This is a genomic window from Liquorilactobacillus ghanensis DSM 18630, from assembly GCF_001435235.1.
Classification (GTDB): Bacteria; Bacillota; Bacilli; order Lactobacillales; family Lactobacillaceae; genus Liquorilactobacillus; species Liquorilactobacillus ghanensis.
The window spans coordinates 88019-103590 of record NZ_AZGB01000009.1; the positions used below are offsets into that span (position 1 = coordinate 88019).

Annotated in this window: 11 protein-coding genes; 6 read left to right on the forward strand and 5 right to left on the reverse strand. The window is 35.2% G+C overall.

Translation table 11 applies throughout. The features are described from left to right. Positions 1 to 21 precede the first annotated feature (21 nt). Both FC89_RS03360 and FC89_RS03365 read right to left on the reverse strand, forming a co-directional pair. Positions 22 to 1458, reverse strand: a complete 1437-nt coding sequence (locus FC89_RS03360) for a PTS sugar transporter subunit IIC (RefSeq protein WP_057871138.1) — start codon at positions 1456 to 1458, stop codon at positions 22 to 24. Beyond that, positions 1458 to 2870 carry a glycoside hydrolase family 1 protein gene (locus FC89_RS03365; protein ID WP_057871139.1) on the reverse strand — a complete coding sequence of 471 codons (1413 nt, stop codon included), beginning with the start codon at positions 2868 to 2870 and terminating at the stop codon, positions 1458 to 1460. Before FC89_RS03365 ends, FC89_RS03360 begins: the two co-directional genes overlap by 1 nt. A gap of 373 nt (positions 2871 to 3243) precedes the next feature. Between FC89_RS03365 and FC89_RS03370 the strand changes: the two genes are divergently transcribed. Together FC89_RS03370 and FC89_RS03375 are read left to right on the forward strand one after the other, a co-directional pair. Beyond that, a complete protein-coding gene (locus tag FC89_RS03370; RefSeq protein WP_057871140.1) occupies positions 3244 to 4368 on the forward strand; it encodes a glycoside hydrolase family 88 protein in 1125 nt (374 codons plus the stop codon). Positions 4369 to 4720: 352 nt separating this feature from the next. After that, positions 4721 to 5143, forward strand: coding sequence for a YjdF family protein (locus FC89_RS03375; RefSeq protein ID WP_057871141.1), 423 nt, complete (start codon positions 4721 to 4723; stop codon positions 5141 to 5143). A gap of 297 nt (positions 5144 to 5440) precedes the next feature. Here the strand turns inward: FC89_RS03375 and FC89_RS03380 are convergent, their stop codons facing one another. Continuing rightward, the gene (locus FC89_RS03380; RefSeq protein WP_057871142.1) at positions 5441 to 5962 is read right to left on the reverse strand and encodes an HdeD family acid-resistance protein; all 522 of its coding nucleotides are present in this window, start codon (positions 5960 to 5962) and stop codon (positions 5441 to 5443) included. Between the two features lie 346 nt (positions 5963 to 6308). Between FC89_RS03380 and FC89_RS03385 the strand changes: the two genes are divergently transcribed. Together FC89_RS03385 and FC89_RS03390 are read left to right on the forward strand one after the other, a co-directional pair. Further along, complete coding sequence (locus FC89_RS03385) at positions 6309 to 6491, forward strand: PspC domain-containing protein (RefSeq protein ID WP_057871143.1); 183 nt, start codon at positions 6309 to 6311, stop codon at positions 6489 to 6491. 670 nt (positions 6492 to 7161) lie between these two features. After that, positions 7162 to 9975: a Cna B-type domain-containing protein gene (locus FC89_RS03390; protein WP_057871144.1), complete on the forward strand. Its 2814-nt coding sequence runs from the start codon at positions 7162 to 7164 to the stop codon at positions 9973 to 9975. Between the two features lie 217 nt (positions 9976 to 10192). Here FC89_RS03390 and FC89_RS03395 read toward each other — a convergent pair whose 3' ends face one another. Then, positions 10193 to 13705 (reverse strand): mucin-binding protein, encoded by a 3513-nt coding sequence (locus FC89_RS03395; RefSeq protein WP_057871145.1) that lies wholly within the window; start codon positions 13703 to 13705, stop codon positions 10193 to 10195. 551 nt (positions 13706 to 14256) lie between these two features. Here FC89_RS03395 and FC89_RS12985 point away from each other — a divergent pair. Together FC89_RS12985 and FC89_RS03405 are read left to right on the forward strand one after the other, a co-directional pair. Further along, positions 14257 to 14526, forward strand: coding sequence for an FtsX-like permease family protein (locus tag FC89_RS12985; protein ID WP_057871146.1), 270 nt, complete (start codon positions 14257 to 14259; stop codon positions 14524 to 14526). Positions 14527 to 14808: 282 nt separating this feature from the next. After that, positions 14809 to 15018: a CsbD family protein gene (locus tag FC89_RS03405; protein ID WP_057871147.1), complete on the forward strand. Its 210-nt coding sequence runs from the start codon at positions 14809 to 14811 to the stop codon at positions 15016 to 15018. Positions 15019 to 15182: 164 nt separating this feature from the next. Here FC89_RS03405 and FC89_RS03410 read toward each other — a convergent pair. Continuing rightward, positions 15183 to 15572 (reverse strand): SDR family oxidoreductase (locus FC89_RS03410; protein WP_157060650.1); only part of this gene is annotated, 390 nt, incomplete at its 5' end.

Consider the following 15572-nt stretch of genomic DNA (forward strand, 5'->3'; position numbering starts at 1 on the left):
AAAACAACTCACTTTCTATAATTATTTGGTTTCTTCCGTCGCTTTTGCTTGCTCTTGTGCTAATAAATAATTATCATATTTCTTAGCAAACGGAAAATACATTGCTGTTGACATTACTAAAACAATTGCTTGCCAAATTGCCATCTTCCAACCTCCTATCAAGAATCCTGAAATAACCGGCGGAGTTGTCCATGGTGCCGCTACCCCATTTAACGGTGGCACAATTCCAAAATAAATTACCAAATACGTTGTCAATGCAACGATTACTGGCGTTAAGAAAAATGGAATTGCTAAAAACGGATTCATTACCAGTGGCAGTCCAAACAGAAACGGTTCATTAATATTGAATAAAGCCGGTACCAGCTCAATTTTACCTAACGATTTCATTTGAGCCGATCGAGCAGCATATAAAGTGAAAATTACTAAACCGATTGTAATTCCAGATCCAGTTAAATTAATGAAGTTATTATAAAATTCATTAGTAACAATGTGGGCACCATTTGCCAGACTTAACTTTCCTGCATGATACAAATTAGCATTATCAAATGTATTAGGAATCAGTAGTCCACTGGTAATTGCTCCCATAATTAGTCCACCATGAACGCCGAAGAACCAGAAGAATGGTACTAAGAAAGCAATAATCAATGCTCCACCCAGCGAGTCGGATAATCCCTGCAGCGGTGTCTGCAATAATTTGTAAATCAATTGCAATAAATCGGTGCTCATTATCATTTTGAAAAAGGCGTACAACAACATTGCCGCTGTCAAAATCACTCCGGCCGGAATCATTGCAGTAAATTGATTGGCCACATTAGCTGGAACTTGTTCCGGCAACGTAATCTTCCAACCGGCTCTTAACATTTTGGTATATGACCAGCCAACTAAAATACCAATAATAATTGCTGCGATCATTCCTTGACCACCCAGCCAGGTAATGTTAATGGCATTGGTTACTGGTGATGACAGAAATGTTTGCAAAGCATGTGGCAGCTTATCAATATGTTGTGCGACCTGACTGCCCGACATAATTACATTACCTGCAGCGTTAGTAATTCCTGAACCGGATTTTCCCATTGAAGCAACTAACGGATTATCAACTTGTAAAAATTGCAGAATTAAAAAGGCTGATAAAGAAGTCAATCCAGCCGGTAAGGGTTCATATCCCTCATTACGAACATAAACGTAAGCGATTCCAATTGAAGCCCAAACTGAAATCAAACCGAATGATGCAGTATAAGCCTGGCTAAAAACTGCCGACCAACCAGAAGCTTTTAAGGCATTTGCTACTGCTGGTATTGGAATATTCGACAAAATTAAAAATATAGATCCAATAATGATAAACGGCAAAGCATAAACCATACCATCTTTTAGAGCAGTAATCGGTTTTGTATTAACAAATTTCATAATCGGCGGTAAAACTTTTTTATTGATAAACTCCCCAAAGCTATTTTTTGCCATTATAATTCATCTCCATTTTTTTCGAGTAATGACTTAAACCAATAAAACGACTTTTTAGGAACCCGCTGCAATGTGCGTAATTCGTGATTACCGCGATCAACATACACTGCACCATAACGTTTTTCCATATCTCCTTGTGAACTGGGAATATCAATTAATCCCCATCCTAAATAACCAAGAACCTTTGCGCCATCGATAAATATGGCATCTTTCAACGCTTTAATATGTTCTCGATGATAAGCAATTCGTTGCTCATCAGCAATCATATCTTCACCATTCCAGCTTTCACGCAAGCCGATGCCATTTTCAACAGGAAAAACTGGAAGTTGATAGCGATTATAAAGCATTGTTAGTATATTACGAAACCCCAGTGGATCGATCGTCCATCCCCAATCATTGGCTTGCAAGAATTGATTGTCGACCGTCGCTGTTTCAGCATATAAGTTAGGCGGCGTTTCAGCTGAAAGTTTGCTAGCGGCCAAAACTTCACTACGATAATAGCTGAATGCTAAAAAATCGACTTTAGTTGCTGCAATCAGTGCTAAATCTGCTGCTTTTAAATCACAATCCAGTTGCTTTTCATGAATAAATTGCAAAATTTCAGGAGAATAATGTCCATTAGCAAAAATCTCATTTAAATTATCATATTGAAATTCCTGCAACTTTCTGACCGCCATGATATCATGTGGGTTACAGCTTGCTGGATAAACCCCGGTATAAGCAGTCATTCCTCCGATTTTTAAAGCCGGATACTTTTGATGCAGATAATCGGTTATCATGGCGTGTGCTAAAATCGTATGATGAAAAATAGTATACATCTCAGTTAATGTCCGTTTTCCCTTTAAATAACCAGAAATTCGAAATGCAGTACTGGTAAAATACAGATTTTGTTCATTAAAAGTTAGCCAGTATTTAACCCTTTCGGCAAAATGATCAATTATCTTCTTAGCAAAACGAACAAAAGCAACAACTGTCTTTCTTGAAATGAATCCGTTTTCTTTTTTAGCTAACGCTAATGGCATATCAAAATGATACAAACAAATCATCGGCGTAATTCCTCTTTGCAGCATTGCATCTACTAAACGATCATAATACGCTATTCCAGCTGCATTAAAATCACCATCCCCGGTTGGATTCACCCGCGACCAAGAAATCTGAATTCGATACATATTCATATTCATTGCTTTTAATAAATCAAGGTCTTCTTCATAACGATGATATTCATCAATAGCTGTTGTCCAATCACTTGTATTGGCAGTTGCCAGACGAACATCATAAACTGATGGTCCCTTTCCGTCTATATTCCACGCACCTTCTGTTTGCATACTGGACACAGAATTTCCCCAAAAGAATCCTTGCGGCATTTTTCGTTTGATTTTTAATCCCTCGCTCTCTTTTGCTAGCGTTTTCATTCTCGAGAACACCTAAAGTATAATTTAGTATTTAGAAAATGTCAATATCTTTGTAATAAAAGTATATACTTTTGTAAAAAGCAGGATTTTAGCAATAAATAATTAATAAGTTGATGCGATAGGATACCAAGCTTAGTATTAATAGCTGCGGAAATTGCAAGCTCTATCAACGGAAAAGAATTTCAAACCAAGTTGACCGTTAAAATTATGTATGCGCTCTTAAATTAGTGTAGAATAACTATGTAAATTAATTTTTTATCTTAAGCTGGATAATTTTTCAAACAAATATTTAATGACATCTAGGCCAAAACAAGTATATTAATATAATTATGTACGCCATTACTACAACACTAAACGAACGAAGGGGTACAACATGACAGATTATCAAGCATTTGCAACACAGACTTTAACCAAAATAACGACCAAGATGGCATCAGTAATTAAACGTAATCCAAATATTATCCCATATACTACTGATGCCAATCAGCAATTTATTAATATCTACAAAAATAACCCGTTTTGGTGGACCAACGGATTTTGGGGCGGCATCATGTGGGAACTCTATCACTTAACCGGTGCAGCTATTTATCGTGAACAAGCGCTAAGTGTTGAAACTAAGTTGGATGCTAACCTGATGTCTGCTGACCACTTAGATCACGATAATGGTTTTAAATGGTCACTGACAGCGGTCGCTCACTATCAAGATAATCAGAGTGAACAAGCTAGAAATCGTGCCTTGCTAGCAGCCAACAATCTAGCTGGTCGCTTTAATTTGGCTGGTCGGTACTTTCGTGCATGGAATGACGAAGATGGTCGTAATCGAGCAAACTTAGCTATCATTGACTGTCTGATGAATCTGCCACTGTTATATTGGGCAAGTGAAACTGAACATGATCCTCGATTCGCTGAATTGGCATCTGCACATGCTAAAACCGTCCAAACTAAGATGATTCGTCCAGACGGTTCCGTTAAACATATTGCCGTTTTTGATCCTCGATCAGGTGAGTATCTGCACTCCCAAAGCGGACAAGGCTACGAGCATGGGTCTTCTTGGACTCGTGGTCAAGCTTGGGGAATTTATGGCTTCATTTTGAGTTACGAACACACTCGGAATGCCAGTTTTCTGGCTACAGCTCAGAGGATTGCTAACTATTTTATTACAAATATTCCGACTAACGGTCATATTCCGATTGATTTTCGTCAACCTACTCATCCTCAGCTGGAAGATGCTTCCGCGGCTGCAATTGCAGCTAGTGGTTTAATTGAACTTTCTAATTGTGTTCAAAAAACTGACCGTAATATTTACTTAAATGCAGCAATTCGTCTGTTAACTACGCTTAGCAATGATGCTGATTGGGATAACGATCATGATGCCTTAATTACCCGCTGCTCAGCTGAATACCACGAGGATCACCATGAGTACCCTATTATCTATGCTGATTATTTTTTTATTGAAGCATTCATGAAGCTAGCTGGAAAGAGTTTCAAGCCATGGTAATTATTTGTTCAAGGTAAAACTGAGATGTATTGTTCAAAAGTATGCAAATAGATATAAACAATTACTGAATATCGGCTTGTTTAAAAAATTACTGACTAATAACTCAGTAATAACCTGCATACTTGATAAAAATTGTTAGAGTGATTATTGACGAATGGTTTGAATAACATTTTTAATATTTTTATTCAGTAAACAGAGCAATAATGCTATCCTAAGCAGATATTTTAGTTTAAACTATAGCTGGAAAGAAAAAACACAGTTCGGTTGGTAGTCCGAACATAGTTATTTAGCTATCAGTAACCTGCCTCCTTGGTTGTCCATCTTTCTTAATTGATTTTAAGGAGGATGTTTAATGTCTATTGTCAAAAGTTCGTTAGTAATTGTCTTCGATTCACCATTTTATAAAGCTATTTTTGAAAGATGTTCTGACTCGATTTATGAAGTTAGTCAGTTGAATTTAGGGACTTCAGAACCTAAAATAACTTTAATTTATGCTCTAGTTACCCAGCATTGGTCACAAATTAACTTTTTTCAACAAAAAATTTCTAACTCAGCACTTTCCGAAAAGAAAGTTAACCCTAAGCGGCTACAACGCTTAGCTCGAAAAAGCGTTATCCCCAGTGTCAGCACTAAAGCACAAAGAACACTTCAAAAACAGCTTGAGAACCGCAAAGCAACGCGAAAGCAGGAAAAAAGTATGACGAAAATTTCTAATCAGGAAAAAATATTCAAATTACGTCAGGCTAAAAAAATTCAAAAACATAAAGGCCATTGATTTCTGCTTCTTCAAAACGTTTTAGAACCTATTATTTTAATAATACTGCAAAAAAATTTTCAAAATAGTCTTCGATATCTATAATCTGAATATAAAGTGACCCCCAGAAGTTAGATCAAAAATCTAACTTTTGGAGGTCACTGTTTGGATAACCATTAATTGTTTCAATATCTTGATAACTTTACTGACAAATTTTTCTTTTAAAGCTAATATGAAATAATTTCAAACACGCTTCTTCTCTTATAAAAATATCATGTCAATAAATTTATGCTAATTCTATAATTAGCAGCTATCCTATTAAAATGATTTGACAATTTGCATAATACCAAAAACCAAAAGGTAAAATGCTAATAATGACAAAACAAATGTGATTGCTAAGGTTGGGCTAAACAACATAATAACTGCCAAAACAACTCCTAAAACAGCTGTAATGACAGTAAACCAATAATAACCCTTTCCAGCTAGCCTTATAAATTTTGCTGCCCATAATTCAAAAAGGGAATCTACAAGCAATCCAATTGCAACAACTATCCAAACATAGGCCATGCCAAAAGTCCTTGGCATAGCAATCATTAAAACGCCTACCACAATATCCAAAATAGCAGCAAACGTAATAAAACCAGTACTTCTCATACCAAAATCCCGCAATTTATTTCTACCAAAGAAGTGCAAAACACCATCTGCAAGCATAAATATGCCAATTGTAAAGATAACTGCTACTAATGAAAACCCAGGGTGCTTTAGTACAAAAAAAGCAAGGATAACTGATAAGATACCTAATACAAGGCTAAACGGATCAAAATTTCTGCTATTTTCCATAATATCCTCCAAACTATTGTTGTAATTTATATTTCACTTTCAGTTTACAACGACAAAAATCACTGTCAAATACTTGAACATATTATTATATCCAACAACTTATTAAAATTAATTTATCTTTCTGATTAAAAAGCAATTCTAGGGTATCAACTTGCGCTGAATTCGATTAAAATCCTTTTCATTGGGGAAATGTTCCTTGGAAAATTCCCCTGTTCTGGTTTGATGATTTAATCATGTGCAGAAGAAATTTCTTTTTTCAATCAAACTTTTATTCATTTACACAAATTGTTTTATACCCTCTTATTGCTTAATATATGTTTTAATAATGGTAAAGGAGGTTTTTTAAATGCATATTAAATTACACCGTTCTCGTGACAACAAAGTAATTGCCGGCGTCTTAGGTGGTATTGCCCAAGAATATGATTGGAATGCTAATGTTTTACGAGTTATTTGGGTGCTATTAACTTTATCCCCATTTCCAGGTCTAATTGTCTATTTAATCTTGTGGTTATTAATGGCCGAAGATTAAATTTACAAAGAATTTTTTCCAGTGAGATGTTTATTAAACATGGAGTCTGCTGTGATCTATGAAGCTTACACCAAAATTTTACAACTCGTTCTAAAATTTATAGTAAAAAAATCCTCCAATGTAATAATTACGTTACATTGAGGGATTTTTTTTGTTTTGAGAAAAACTGCTAATTTGGAATTTTCCTGCATATCACAAAATAAAGAAATCTGCAGAATTAGCTGCCCACTCATATATTAAATTACATAGAGTAACCTTCTTATTAACAATGCTTATGTATTAAAAACATGCCAATTAGTCCTTCAACAAAAATATCTACCTTCACCGACTATAATAACAGCTTGAATATTTTTCCATTTATCGTGAATTCCCTATCCAAAATAAAGATGGATATTTTTTTACTCTTTTTATTACACAAAACAAATTATGTTTCTTCATTAATCGTTAATAATTTTAAAAAATTACAACTTATGTTATTATCACCTGTGGGATCATTTTATGACCGGATATTATACATAAAGTCAGTAAAATAGTGATTAGTATCCTAGGTCATAGTCAATAGTTATTCGTAGTTTTTGTTGTAAGCCGCAGATTATGCGTCATCAATTTTGGTAATAAGTTAAATTCAATTTTTCTATTATTTTATTCGAAATAACACAGGGGGATTATCATGAAGAGAAAATTAAGTTCATATTTTGCTTCGCTGGTGTTGCTACTAAGTTTATTTGCCAGCCCAGTTTCTGCCTTGGCTAGTGTAAATACCGAAAGTTCACAGGCCACTAGCACTACAGCAGTTAACATGTCTTCAGCGTCTTCAGCTAAAAGCTCTGAACATACTGAACAACCAAAACAGACAACCAGTACCTCTCAGTCGACTCAAAGTTCCTCAAAAGTCAATAGTCAAAGCTCATCAGAATATAAAAATAGCCAAGCATCAAATACAATAGTGCAAAAACAAGCCCCAAGTAAAGTTACAACTTCTAATAAAAATTGGGAAAACCAATTCATTACGAATAACGAGCTGCGAGATGCTAACGGGAAAAAGCAGGATCATTTTGGTTACTATGACGACATGCAGGCATATTGGCATTTTAATATTCCTGAAGGAACGAAAATTACAGCCGGTGATACTATGGAAGTCAGTATTCCTGATGTCTTTAACTTGAATACAAAGCTAAGTTTTGACATCAAAGATGCTGGTGGAAATATTATCGGTAAAGCCACTGCTGATCCAAACACGCGAAAAGTTATTATTACATTTACGGATTATGCCGCTCAAGAATCGGTTAACGGAATCGATGGTGAATTTAATTTATGGGTAAGCTGGAATAAAACAAAAATAGATTTCGATAAAGATATTCCCATTAATTGGGGAACCTCCAGTTCTACTGTCCATATTGACCCAGGTAATAATCAACCTGACCCAACCGAAAAGCTGGTTAAGTGGGGATGGTATGATGCAACAGATCCCACAATCATTCATTGGCAAACTCGAATAAATTACGCTCAAAAAGATATTAATAATGCAGTCTATACAGATTTTGTGGGAGAAAACCAAAAATTAATCCCTAGCACCATCTCAGCAGAGCAAGTTAAATATCATACCGACTCTGATGGGTACGATGTAATATCCAAGGTTGATAATTCCAAAATATTTCAAGACTCAGACACCAAATTCCATATTAATCTTGGTGATATAAATCAAACCTATGTCGTTGATTATGAAACTAAAGCCACTGATAATGGCGCATCATTTCATTATGAAAATTCTGCTCAATTAACTGGAGATAACATTGAAAAGGAAGAACAAACTGTATATTCGCCGGAAAATGGCGGTGGCGGCGATGGTTCAACCACTGTAAATATTGCTGGACAAAAGATCTGGGTTGATGACAACAACGCCGACGGTCTTCGCCCCGCTTTCGTTACATTTGACCTGTATCGCAATGGAGTTAAAATTAATTCTCAAAAATCAACAGCTCAAGATAATTGGATGTACTCATTCAAAAAGTTACCAAAATATGATAGTGAAGGTGGAGCTTATACTTACACTGTAAAAGAAGAAAGAGTAGCTAACTATGATTCACAGCAAAATGGAAATAACTTTACTAATACTTTAAATGGAACCACCAGTGTTAATGGAACCAAGACCTGGAAGGACAACAATAACCAAGATGGTAAACGGCCTGATTCCATTAAGATAAACTTACTCGCTAATGGCAAGGTCATTCAAACCAAGACGGTTACTGCTACTGACGGCTGGAAGTATTCATTCACTGGACTACCAAAATACAAAGACGGAAAGGAAATCGTTTATACAGTTACCGAAAATCAAGTTAAAAATTATACTACAGCCATAACTGGAAATAATTTAGTTAATAGTTATACGCCTAAACAAACAAGTGTCACAGTTACCAAAGCTTGGAATGATGGCAATAATCAAGATGGTCTGCGTCCCAACAGTGTAAAGGTTCAACTTTATGCCAATGGGGAAAAGCAAGGTAATATCGTCACTCTGACTAAAGCTGCTAACTGGACACATACATGGACGGGATTAGCAGCTAAACAAAATGGCAAGACTATTGCTTACACCGTTAAAGAAGTCGGCACAGTAGCTGGTTATACTAGTACAATTAATAACCAAAACCAAGGAAACATAATCCTTACTAATACTTATACTCCTAAAGTAACCAGCGTTAGTGGAGCTAAAACTTGGAAGGATAACAATAACCAAGACGGAAAACGTCCTAATTTCATTAAGGTAAACTTACTCGCTAATGGCAAAGTCATTCAAACTAAGACTGTTACTGCTACTAACGGTTGGAAGTATTCATTTACTGGTTTACCGAAATACAAAGACGGAAAGAAAATCGTCTATACAGTTACCGAAAATCAAGTTAAGGACTATACCACAACCATAGCCGGAAATAATCTAGTTAATAGTTACACGCCTAAACAAACAGGTGTCACAGTTACCAAAGCTTGGAATGATGGCAATGATCAAGACGGCTTGCGTCCTGACAGTGTAAAGGTCCAACTTTATGCCAATGGGGAAAAACAAGGTAATATCGTCACTCTGACTAAAGCTGCTAACTGGACGCATACATGGACGGGATTAGCAGTTAAACAAAACGGTAAAGCTATTGCTTACACCGTTAAGGAAGTTGGTACAGTAACTGGTTATACTAATACAGTTGATGATCAAAACCAAGGAAATATTATCATTACTAACAGCCATACACCAACAAAGCCAGCAGCGCCAGCTAAACCTACAACGCCAACTAAACCTACAACGCCGGCTGCTAATTCAGCGCCAGCGACTAACACGGCTGTACATCAAAACAAAGTTGTTAAGTGGTTAGTCAAGAATCATTTATTGCCACAAACAGGTGAAAAACCAACAACCGGTTTAGTTCTGTTAGGAGTGGTTTTATTGCTGATTGCAGGTGGTATTATCATTTTTAAACATCGGCATATAAGTTAAATAAATGTGTCCAAGTTAAAAAGACAATCTTTATAGCTCTATAAATTTGGTACTGATAGAAATAATTTCTGTCTAGTACCAATTTTTTTAACAGCTGTTAAGGAAGAAATCACTAAATGAACTCTAAATAATTTAAGTGAGTTTGCAAAGCAACGTCAAAAAGCCACCTATTTTAATTATAAATAGGTAGCTTAATCAAGTTACATCAATTACTAATTTATTTTATTTCTTTACGTCTAAATCCAAACAATGATCCAATACTTCCTAATGCAATTAGGATAATTCCTAAAATACTTATACTGTCACTTCGTTCTTCACCTGTTTGTGGCAAACTTTCTTTTACTGAAACCTTTGAATTGGATACGGCACCTTTTCTAATAACCGCATTAGTTACTGTTTTAGGATTTGAATTATCACCTTCACTATTTCCGTAAATAATTGACTGATTATTAGAATCTACTGAACTACTCGAAGTTGCTGATGTTATCGCTCCCTCATTTTTAACATATATAACTGTTTTGACAATATTAGGTGTATTTTCGTTAACATCATTAATTTTTGTGATTGTTGTTTGATTTGGTGTATATCCCTTGATTATCGGAGATGCAACTGCCGCAAAATCTGTTTCCTTAACCGCGGTCCAAGCTCCGTAAGTCTTATCACCTGTTACTGCATCTGTTGATACTGTTCTTGTAAATTTAATCGGAATAGCAACATAATCATTTGCCGCTTTTTCCCCATTTTTATAAACATAATGGACTATTTCATTGATCGTTTTAGACTCAGTGGTTACCACAGGACTATTCTTCGTATAAACTACTGTAGAACTTAAATCTTTAGAATTACCATTTACTATTTGTTTGTCGATTTGTAACTTATCAGCTGTATACCCCTTGAGTATTGGAGATACAACTGCTGCAAAACTTGTTCCTTTAACTGGTGTCCAAGCTCCATATGTCTTATCACCTGTTACTGCATCTATTGATACTGTTCTTGTAAATTTAATTGGAGTAGCAGCATAGTCGTCTACCGCTTTTTTCCCATTTTTATAAATATAATGGACTATTTCATTGACTGTTTTAAATTCAGTGGACTTTTCTGTATTATGAATAAAATGTACTTTATACATTTTAATCACATTACTTTGATTATACACTGTACCCATTTTAGGATAGTTATCACTCACCAATGCATATCCTTCAGCTTCATATTTTTTAATAGTATCAGCTGTTCGATACGAATCTGTTGTCCCACTTTGACCATATAAGTCTTGAACACTTAATACATCGCCTGTAGTATCATCAACATACAAGACTTCTGCTGAATTTTCTTTCCAAATACTAGAAATTGGATTAACCGTAAGATTAGTAACTGCAGTCTTTCCATCTTGTGAATATAAATAAATATCACCAGTATCTTGATTGCCGATATATTCTGGGCGCATAAAGAAGTTTTGTGTAATTGACTTTTCCCCATCATTTGCAAATACTTCCACACTTGTTTCATCCACATAAACAGTTATGGTAATTGTTCCATCTTCAGTATCAACATAAGCATTCATATGATCTCGTGGATTTCCCATATTTGGTTCGCCACTGTTCAGTCGTTGAACAAATAAAAGTTTTGTTGTTAAATCATACCCTACAAACATATCATACTTACCATCATCTGATGTTCTAAGTTTAAAACCTACAGATTTAGGCTCATTGTTTTTATTCCAAGAAAAAGTTGCACTTATTTTATACTGATGACCAGAATAATTTACTTTTTTAAGTTCATTAGCAGACAAATTAACATTCGCACTTTGTACGGGAATTACATTGTTTTGTTCGTTATGACTGATTTCTGGAACAACCTGATTTTCCAACAAATATCCATCTGTTGAATTTGTATTTTTAACTAAAGTTAATTCTCTTGGTAAAGTCATATTCCCATACCATGGGTCAGTATTAGAATCTCCTGTGTAACTCCAATTTGACTCCCATGCAATCATAACAGTTCTACCATCTTTTAAATTAGCAAACGGAATTCCAGCATAGAAATCCTCACCATAATCCATTGTCATCGGATTTATCATTGTTTGATCACTTTCTGGAGACCACTTACCATTTGCATCCATTGTACCTACATAATATTGCATACCTGATCCTGTTGCATGTGTCCCCTGTTGAACACTAACACAAAACACCCATTTTTGATCATTAGTGCCAGCAACTGTCATTGGTATCAATGATGGGCATTCCCAAACGCCATCTCCAACATCATTTTGCCTTACAATATTTGAAGAATATGTCCAATGCAGTAAATCTTTTGATTTATAAATTAGTGCTTGTTGGTCAGAAACCACTGTCATGTAAAAATCCTTATTTTTTTCATCGTACACAACATTAGGATCTCTAAAATTAGCGGCATCTCCACCCCGCGATGCAGTAACTGGGATAATTGGCAAAGGATCACTTGAATTTCCATCTGAAGAATATTGAATAAATGTCTTGCCACCATCTAAACTATAAGCTAACTGTTGTTCCTGTATTCCTGTATAACCAAGCCATGTCCCTAAACCATTATCTTTACCATCATTAATTCTAGTACCAATGGAATAATTAGCAGTATAAAAAGCTAAAATTGCATTTTTACCTAATCCGCTTACATTATTTTTATCAACATAGATAGATCCACTAAAAATCATTTTCTTTCCATCAGGGGCCCCATTTCCCCCATTTGTTGTTGGTACTCCGACATACCTAACTTGACCATAGCTTGATAGACTACCAGTTGTGTTTGTATACGTAAAATCTTCTTTTCCTTGATTCTCAAGCATTGGGATTGCAATCCCAACTTCTTTCCAGTTGATCATATCTGTACTTACTGCATGTCCCCAAGACATATTTCCCCACTGATTCCCATCTGGATTATATTGATAATAAAGGTTGTATAAACCTGTAGTATCATCATAAAAAACTCCATTTGGATCATTCATCCAATTTTTAGAAGGAGAATAGTGAAACTGATTTCGATACTCTTCGTTATATTGTTCAGAAGTTGACACGTCACTACTTGTAGTTTCTACCGTGTTTGTCACACTACTTACTTTAGTTGAATTCTCACCAGTTGAATAGATCTTAGCAGGAGCAACCGAACTCTTATTCGTTGAATCCGCATTTGCTGCCGAAGTTGAACTCTCACTTGTTGAATCTACATTTGTCGTTGATGTCGAACTCTCACTTGTTGAATCTGTATTCGTTGCTGATGTCGAACTCTTACTCGTTGAATCTGCATTTGTTGTCGAAGTTGAACTCTCACTTGTTGAATCTGTATTCGTTGCTGATGTCGAACTCTTACTTGTTGAATCCACATTTGTTGTCGAAGTTGAACTCTCACTTGTTGAATCTGCATTTGTTGCTGATGTTGAACTCTTACTTGTTGAATCCGCATTTGCTGCCGAAGTTGAACTCTTACTCGTTGAATCCGCATTTGTTATTGATGTCGAACTCTTGCTCGTTGAATCCGCATTTGTTATTGATGTCGAACTCTTGCTCGTTGAATCTGCATTTGTTGTTGACGTTGATCTAACATTCTCTGTATTTACATTACCTACATTGCTCGCTTCAACATTTGGTAATAAATTAATAGTTTCCAATCCAAAAGTAACAACAACTATATTTGCAAAAATCCATTTTTTACCACTTTTATACATTTTATAATGTTCTTTAGTTGATGCGAATTTCAAAATATATTCCTCCTTCGCCTAATAAAATAAGCTGTATTATTTAAATAAAAATATGCAAATTAATAAACTAGCTAGACCACGACTAACCAATAGCAAATATTTAATCCAAATCTCACCTCACTAAAAAACACAAAATACATTTTTAACTACAATGATCCTTAAACTATGTGGAGCTATATCCCCAAATCATTGTGTTAATTTTTCCCCCTCCTGTTTATTTAATTCTGCAAAAACATTTTCTAGTTACTTGCCTACTTTAAATAAGAAAATGCTTACAACGATTATATTAAGTATATTTCATTAAAAAGTCACTGAAATGTTGTGCTTAATTATCAGCAAGAGTGATTAAGAAGAAATTAAATTTAAAACTATAGGAAAAGTAATCTACTTTTTTAAGCTAAACAAACAAACTATTTGAGAATAATGGAAGTGTCAAAATACAAGTAAATCCAGATATCACTCGATACAATATAGATTGGGATTGCAGTAAAAATTATGTAAATAATAATACCCTCATCGTATACATCCCTAAGTCCCCGCAAAAATTGAAAATGATTCAAATAACAAAAATGATCGTGGCCGAAGCGTTAACCTATGCTGTATCCGGTTGTGTCGTCGGTTGTATCTTTGGTCTACTAATTAGTAAATTTTTATATGATCACCTTATTACCGCTCATTTTAGCTATGCCACTTGGACTATCCCTGTCGTTCCTATTATGATGATTTTTCTATTTGTTGTTATCGTTACTACCACTGCAGCTTATCCTCCGGCAAAACAGATTCGGAATATGGCAATTACCGAGACAATCAACAAATTGTAAAAGTACCATTTATGAGAATGTTGAAAAGCTCAAGCCTATTAAATATCTGACAGAAAAAAACATTATCATGTCCAAATACGGTGGTCTTGATTTCTCAAGGTCGCTGTATTTTAAGTTCGTTATTCTTATTACCTAGGCAACTGATAAATTATTGAATAAGTGATTTGACAGTGAATTAAGACAATCAATTGCCGTTAAATGATTATGAAATTAAGCATAATATTTGATAAAGTACCGACACTTCTGGTACATTAAACTTATAAAAAAGAAGGGAGGTCTAATATGTCTCAAGAAGAAAAGTTTGAGAACAAAAAAGAGCAGCTGTCTGGCAAAGCAAAAGAGATCGGCGGAAAAGTCACTGGAGACAAGGAACTAGAATCTGAAGGAAAATCTCAAAACGTACTCGGTAAAGCCAAGGAAAAATTAAACGACACAAAAGATAGCGTAAAAGGTGCAGCTAAAAATTTAAAAAATAAATTATCTGATAAGTAAAATCATTTAATTGTTAATAACAATTGGTATAGTTTGTAGTAACTTAGGCTATCTGTTTTCAAGACAGATAGTTTTTTGTTGTTCTTAAATCTGCAATCTCAAAAAGCCGCTCATTCTATACAAGAACAACCGGCTTAATTAATTCAATTCATTTTTTTCAAATTTTACCTAACCAGATAACCACCATCAACTGCTAAAATGTGACCGCTGACATAGTCGGAAGCTTTGCTGGCCAAGAAAACAGCTACTCCCATTAATTCATGTGGTTCTGCCCAATGACCTGCTGGAATCCGATCCAATATTTCTTGGTTACGAGCCTTGTCTGCGCGAATCGGAGCCGTATTGGCTGTTTTGATGTATCCCGGTGCGATCGCATTTACTTGGATATTATAAGCTCCCAGCTCACTGGCAAATGATTTGGTTAACCCGGCTACTCCATGCTTGGAAGCAGTATACGATGGGATAAATTTTCCACCTTGAAATGACAGCATCGATCCGATATTAATAATCTTACCGGATTTTTGTTTAGCCATCGCCCGAGCAGCCGCAATTGA

What these genes read in the sequence shown, in the direction of transcription:
- FC89_RS03390 (WP_057871144.1), top strand. Translation starts at nt 7,162, where the DNA reads ATGAAGAGAAAATTAAGTTCATATTTTGCTTCGCTGGTGTTGCTACTA.
- FC89_RS03365 (WP_057871139.1), bottom strand. Translation starts at nt 2,870, where the DNA reads ATGAAAACGCTAGCAAAAGAGAGCGAGGGATTAAAAATCAAACGAAAA.
- FC89_RS03370 (WP_057871140.1), top strand. Translation starts at nt 3,244, where the DNA reads ATGACAGATTATCAAGCATTTGCAACACAGACTTTAACCAAAATAACG.
- FC89_RS12985 (WP_057871146.1), top strand. Translation starts at nt 14,257, where the DNA reads ATGATTCAAATAACAAAAATGATCGTGGCCGAAGCGTTAACCTATGCT.
- FC89_RS03380 (WP_057871142.1), bottom strand. Translation starts at nt 5,962, where the DNA reads ATGGAAAATAGCAGAAATTTTGATCCGTTTAGCCTTGTATTAGGTATC.
- FC89_RS03405 (WP_057871147.1), top strand. Translation starts at nt 14,809, where the DNA reads ATGTCTCAAGAAGAAAAGTTTGAGAACAAAAAAGAGCAGCTGTCTGGC.
- FC89_RS03385 (WP_057871143.1), top strand. Translation starts at nt 6,309, where the DNA reads ATGCATATTAAATTACACCGTTCTCGTGACAACAAAGTAATTGCCGGC.
- FC89_RS03360 (WP_057871138.1), bottom strand. Translation starts at nt 1,458, where the DNA reads ATGGCAAAAAATAGCTTTGGGGAGTTTATCAATAAAAAAGTTTTACCG.
- FC89_RS03375 (WP_057871141.1), top strand. Translation starts at nt 4,721, where the DNA reads ATGTCTATTGTCAAAAGTTCGTTAGTAATTGTCTTCGATTCACCATTT.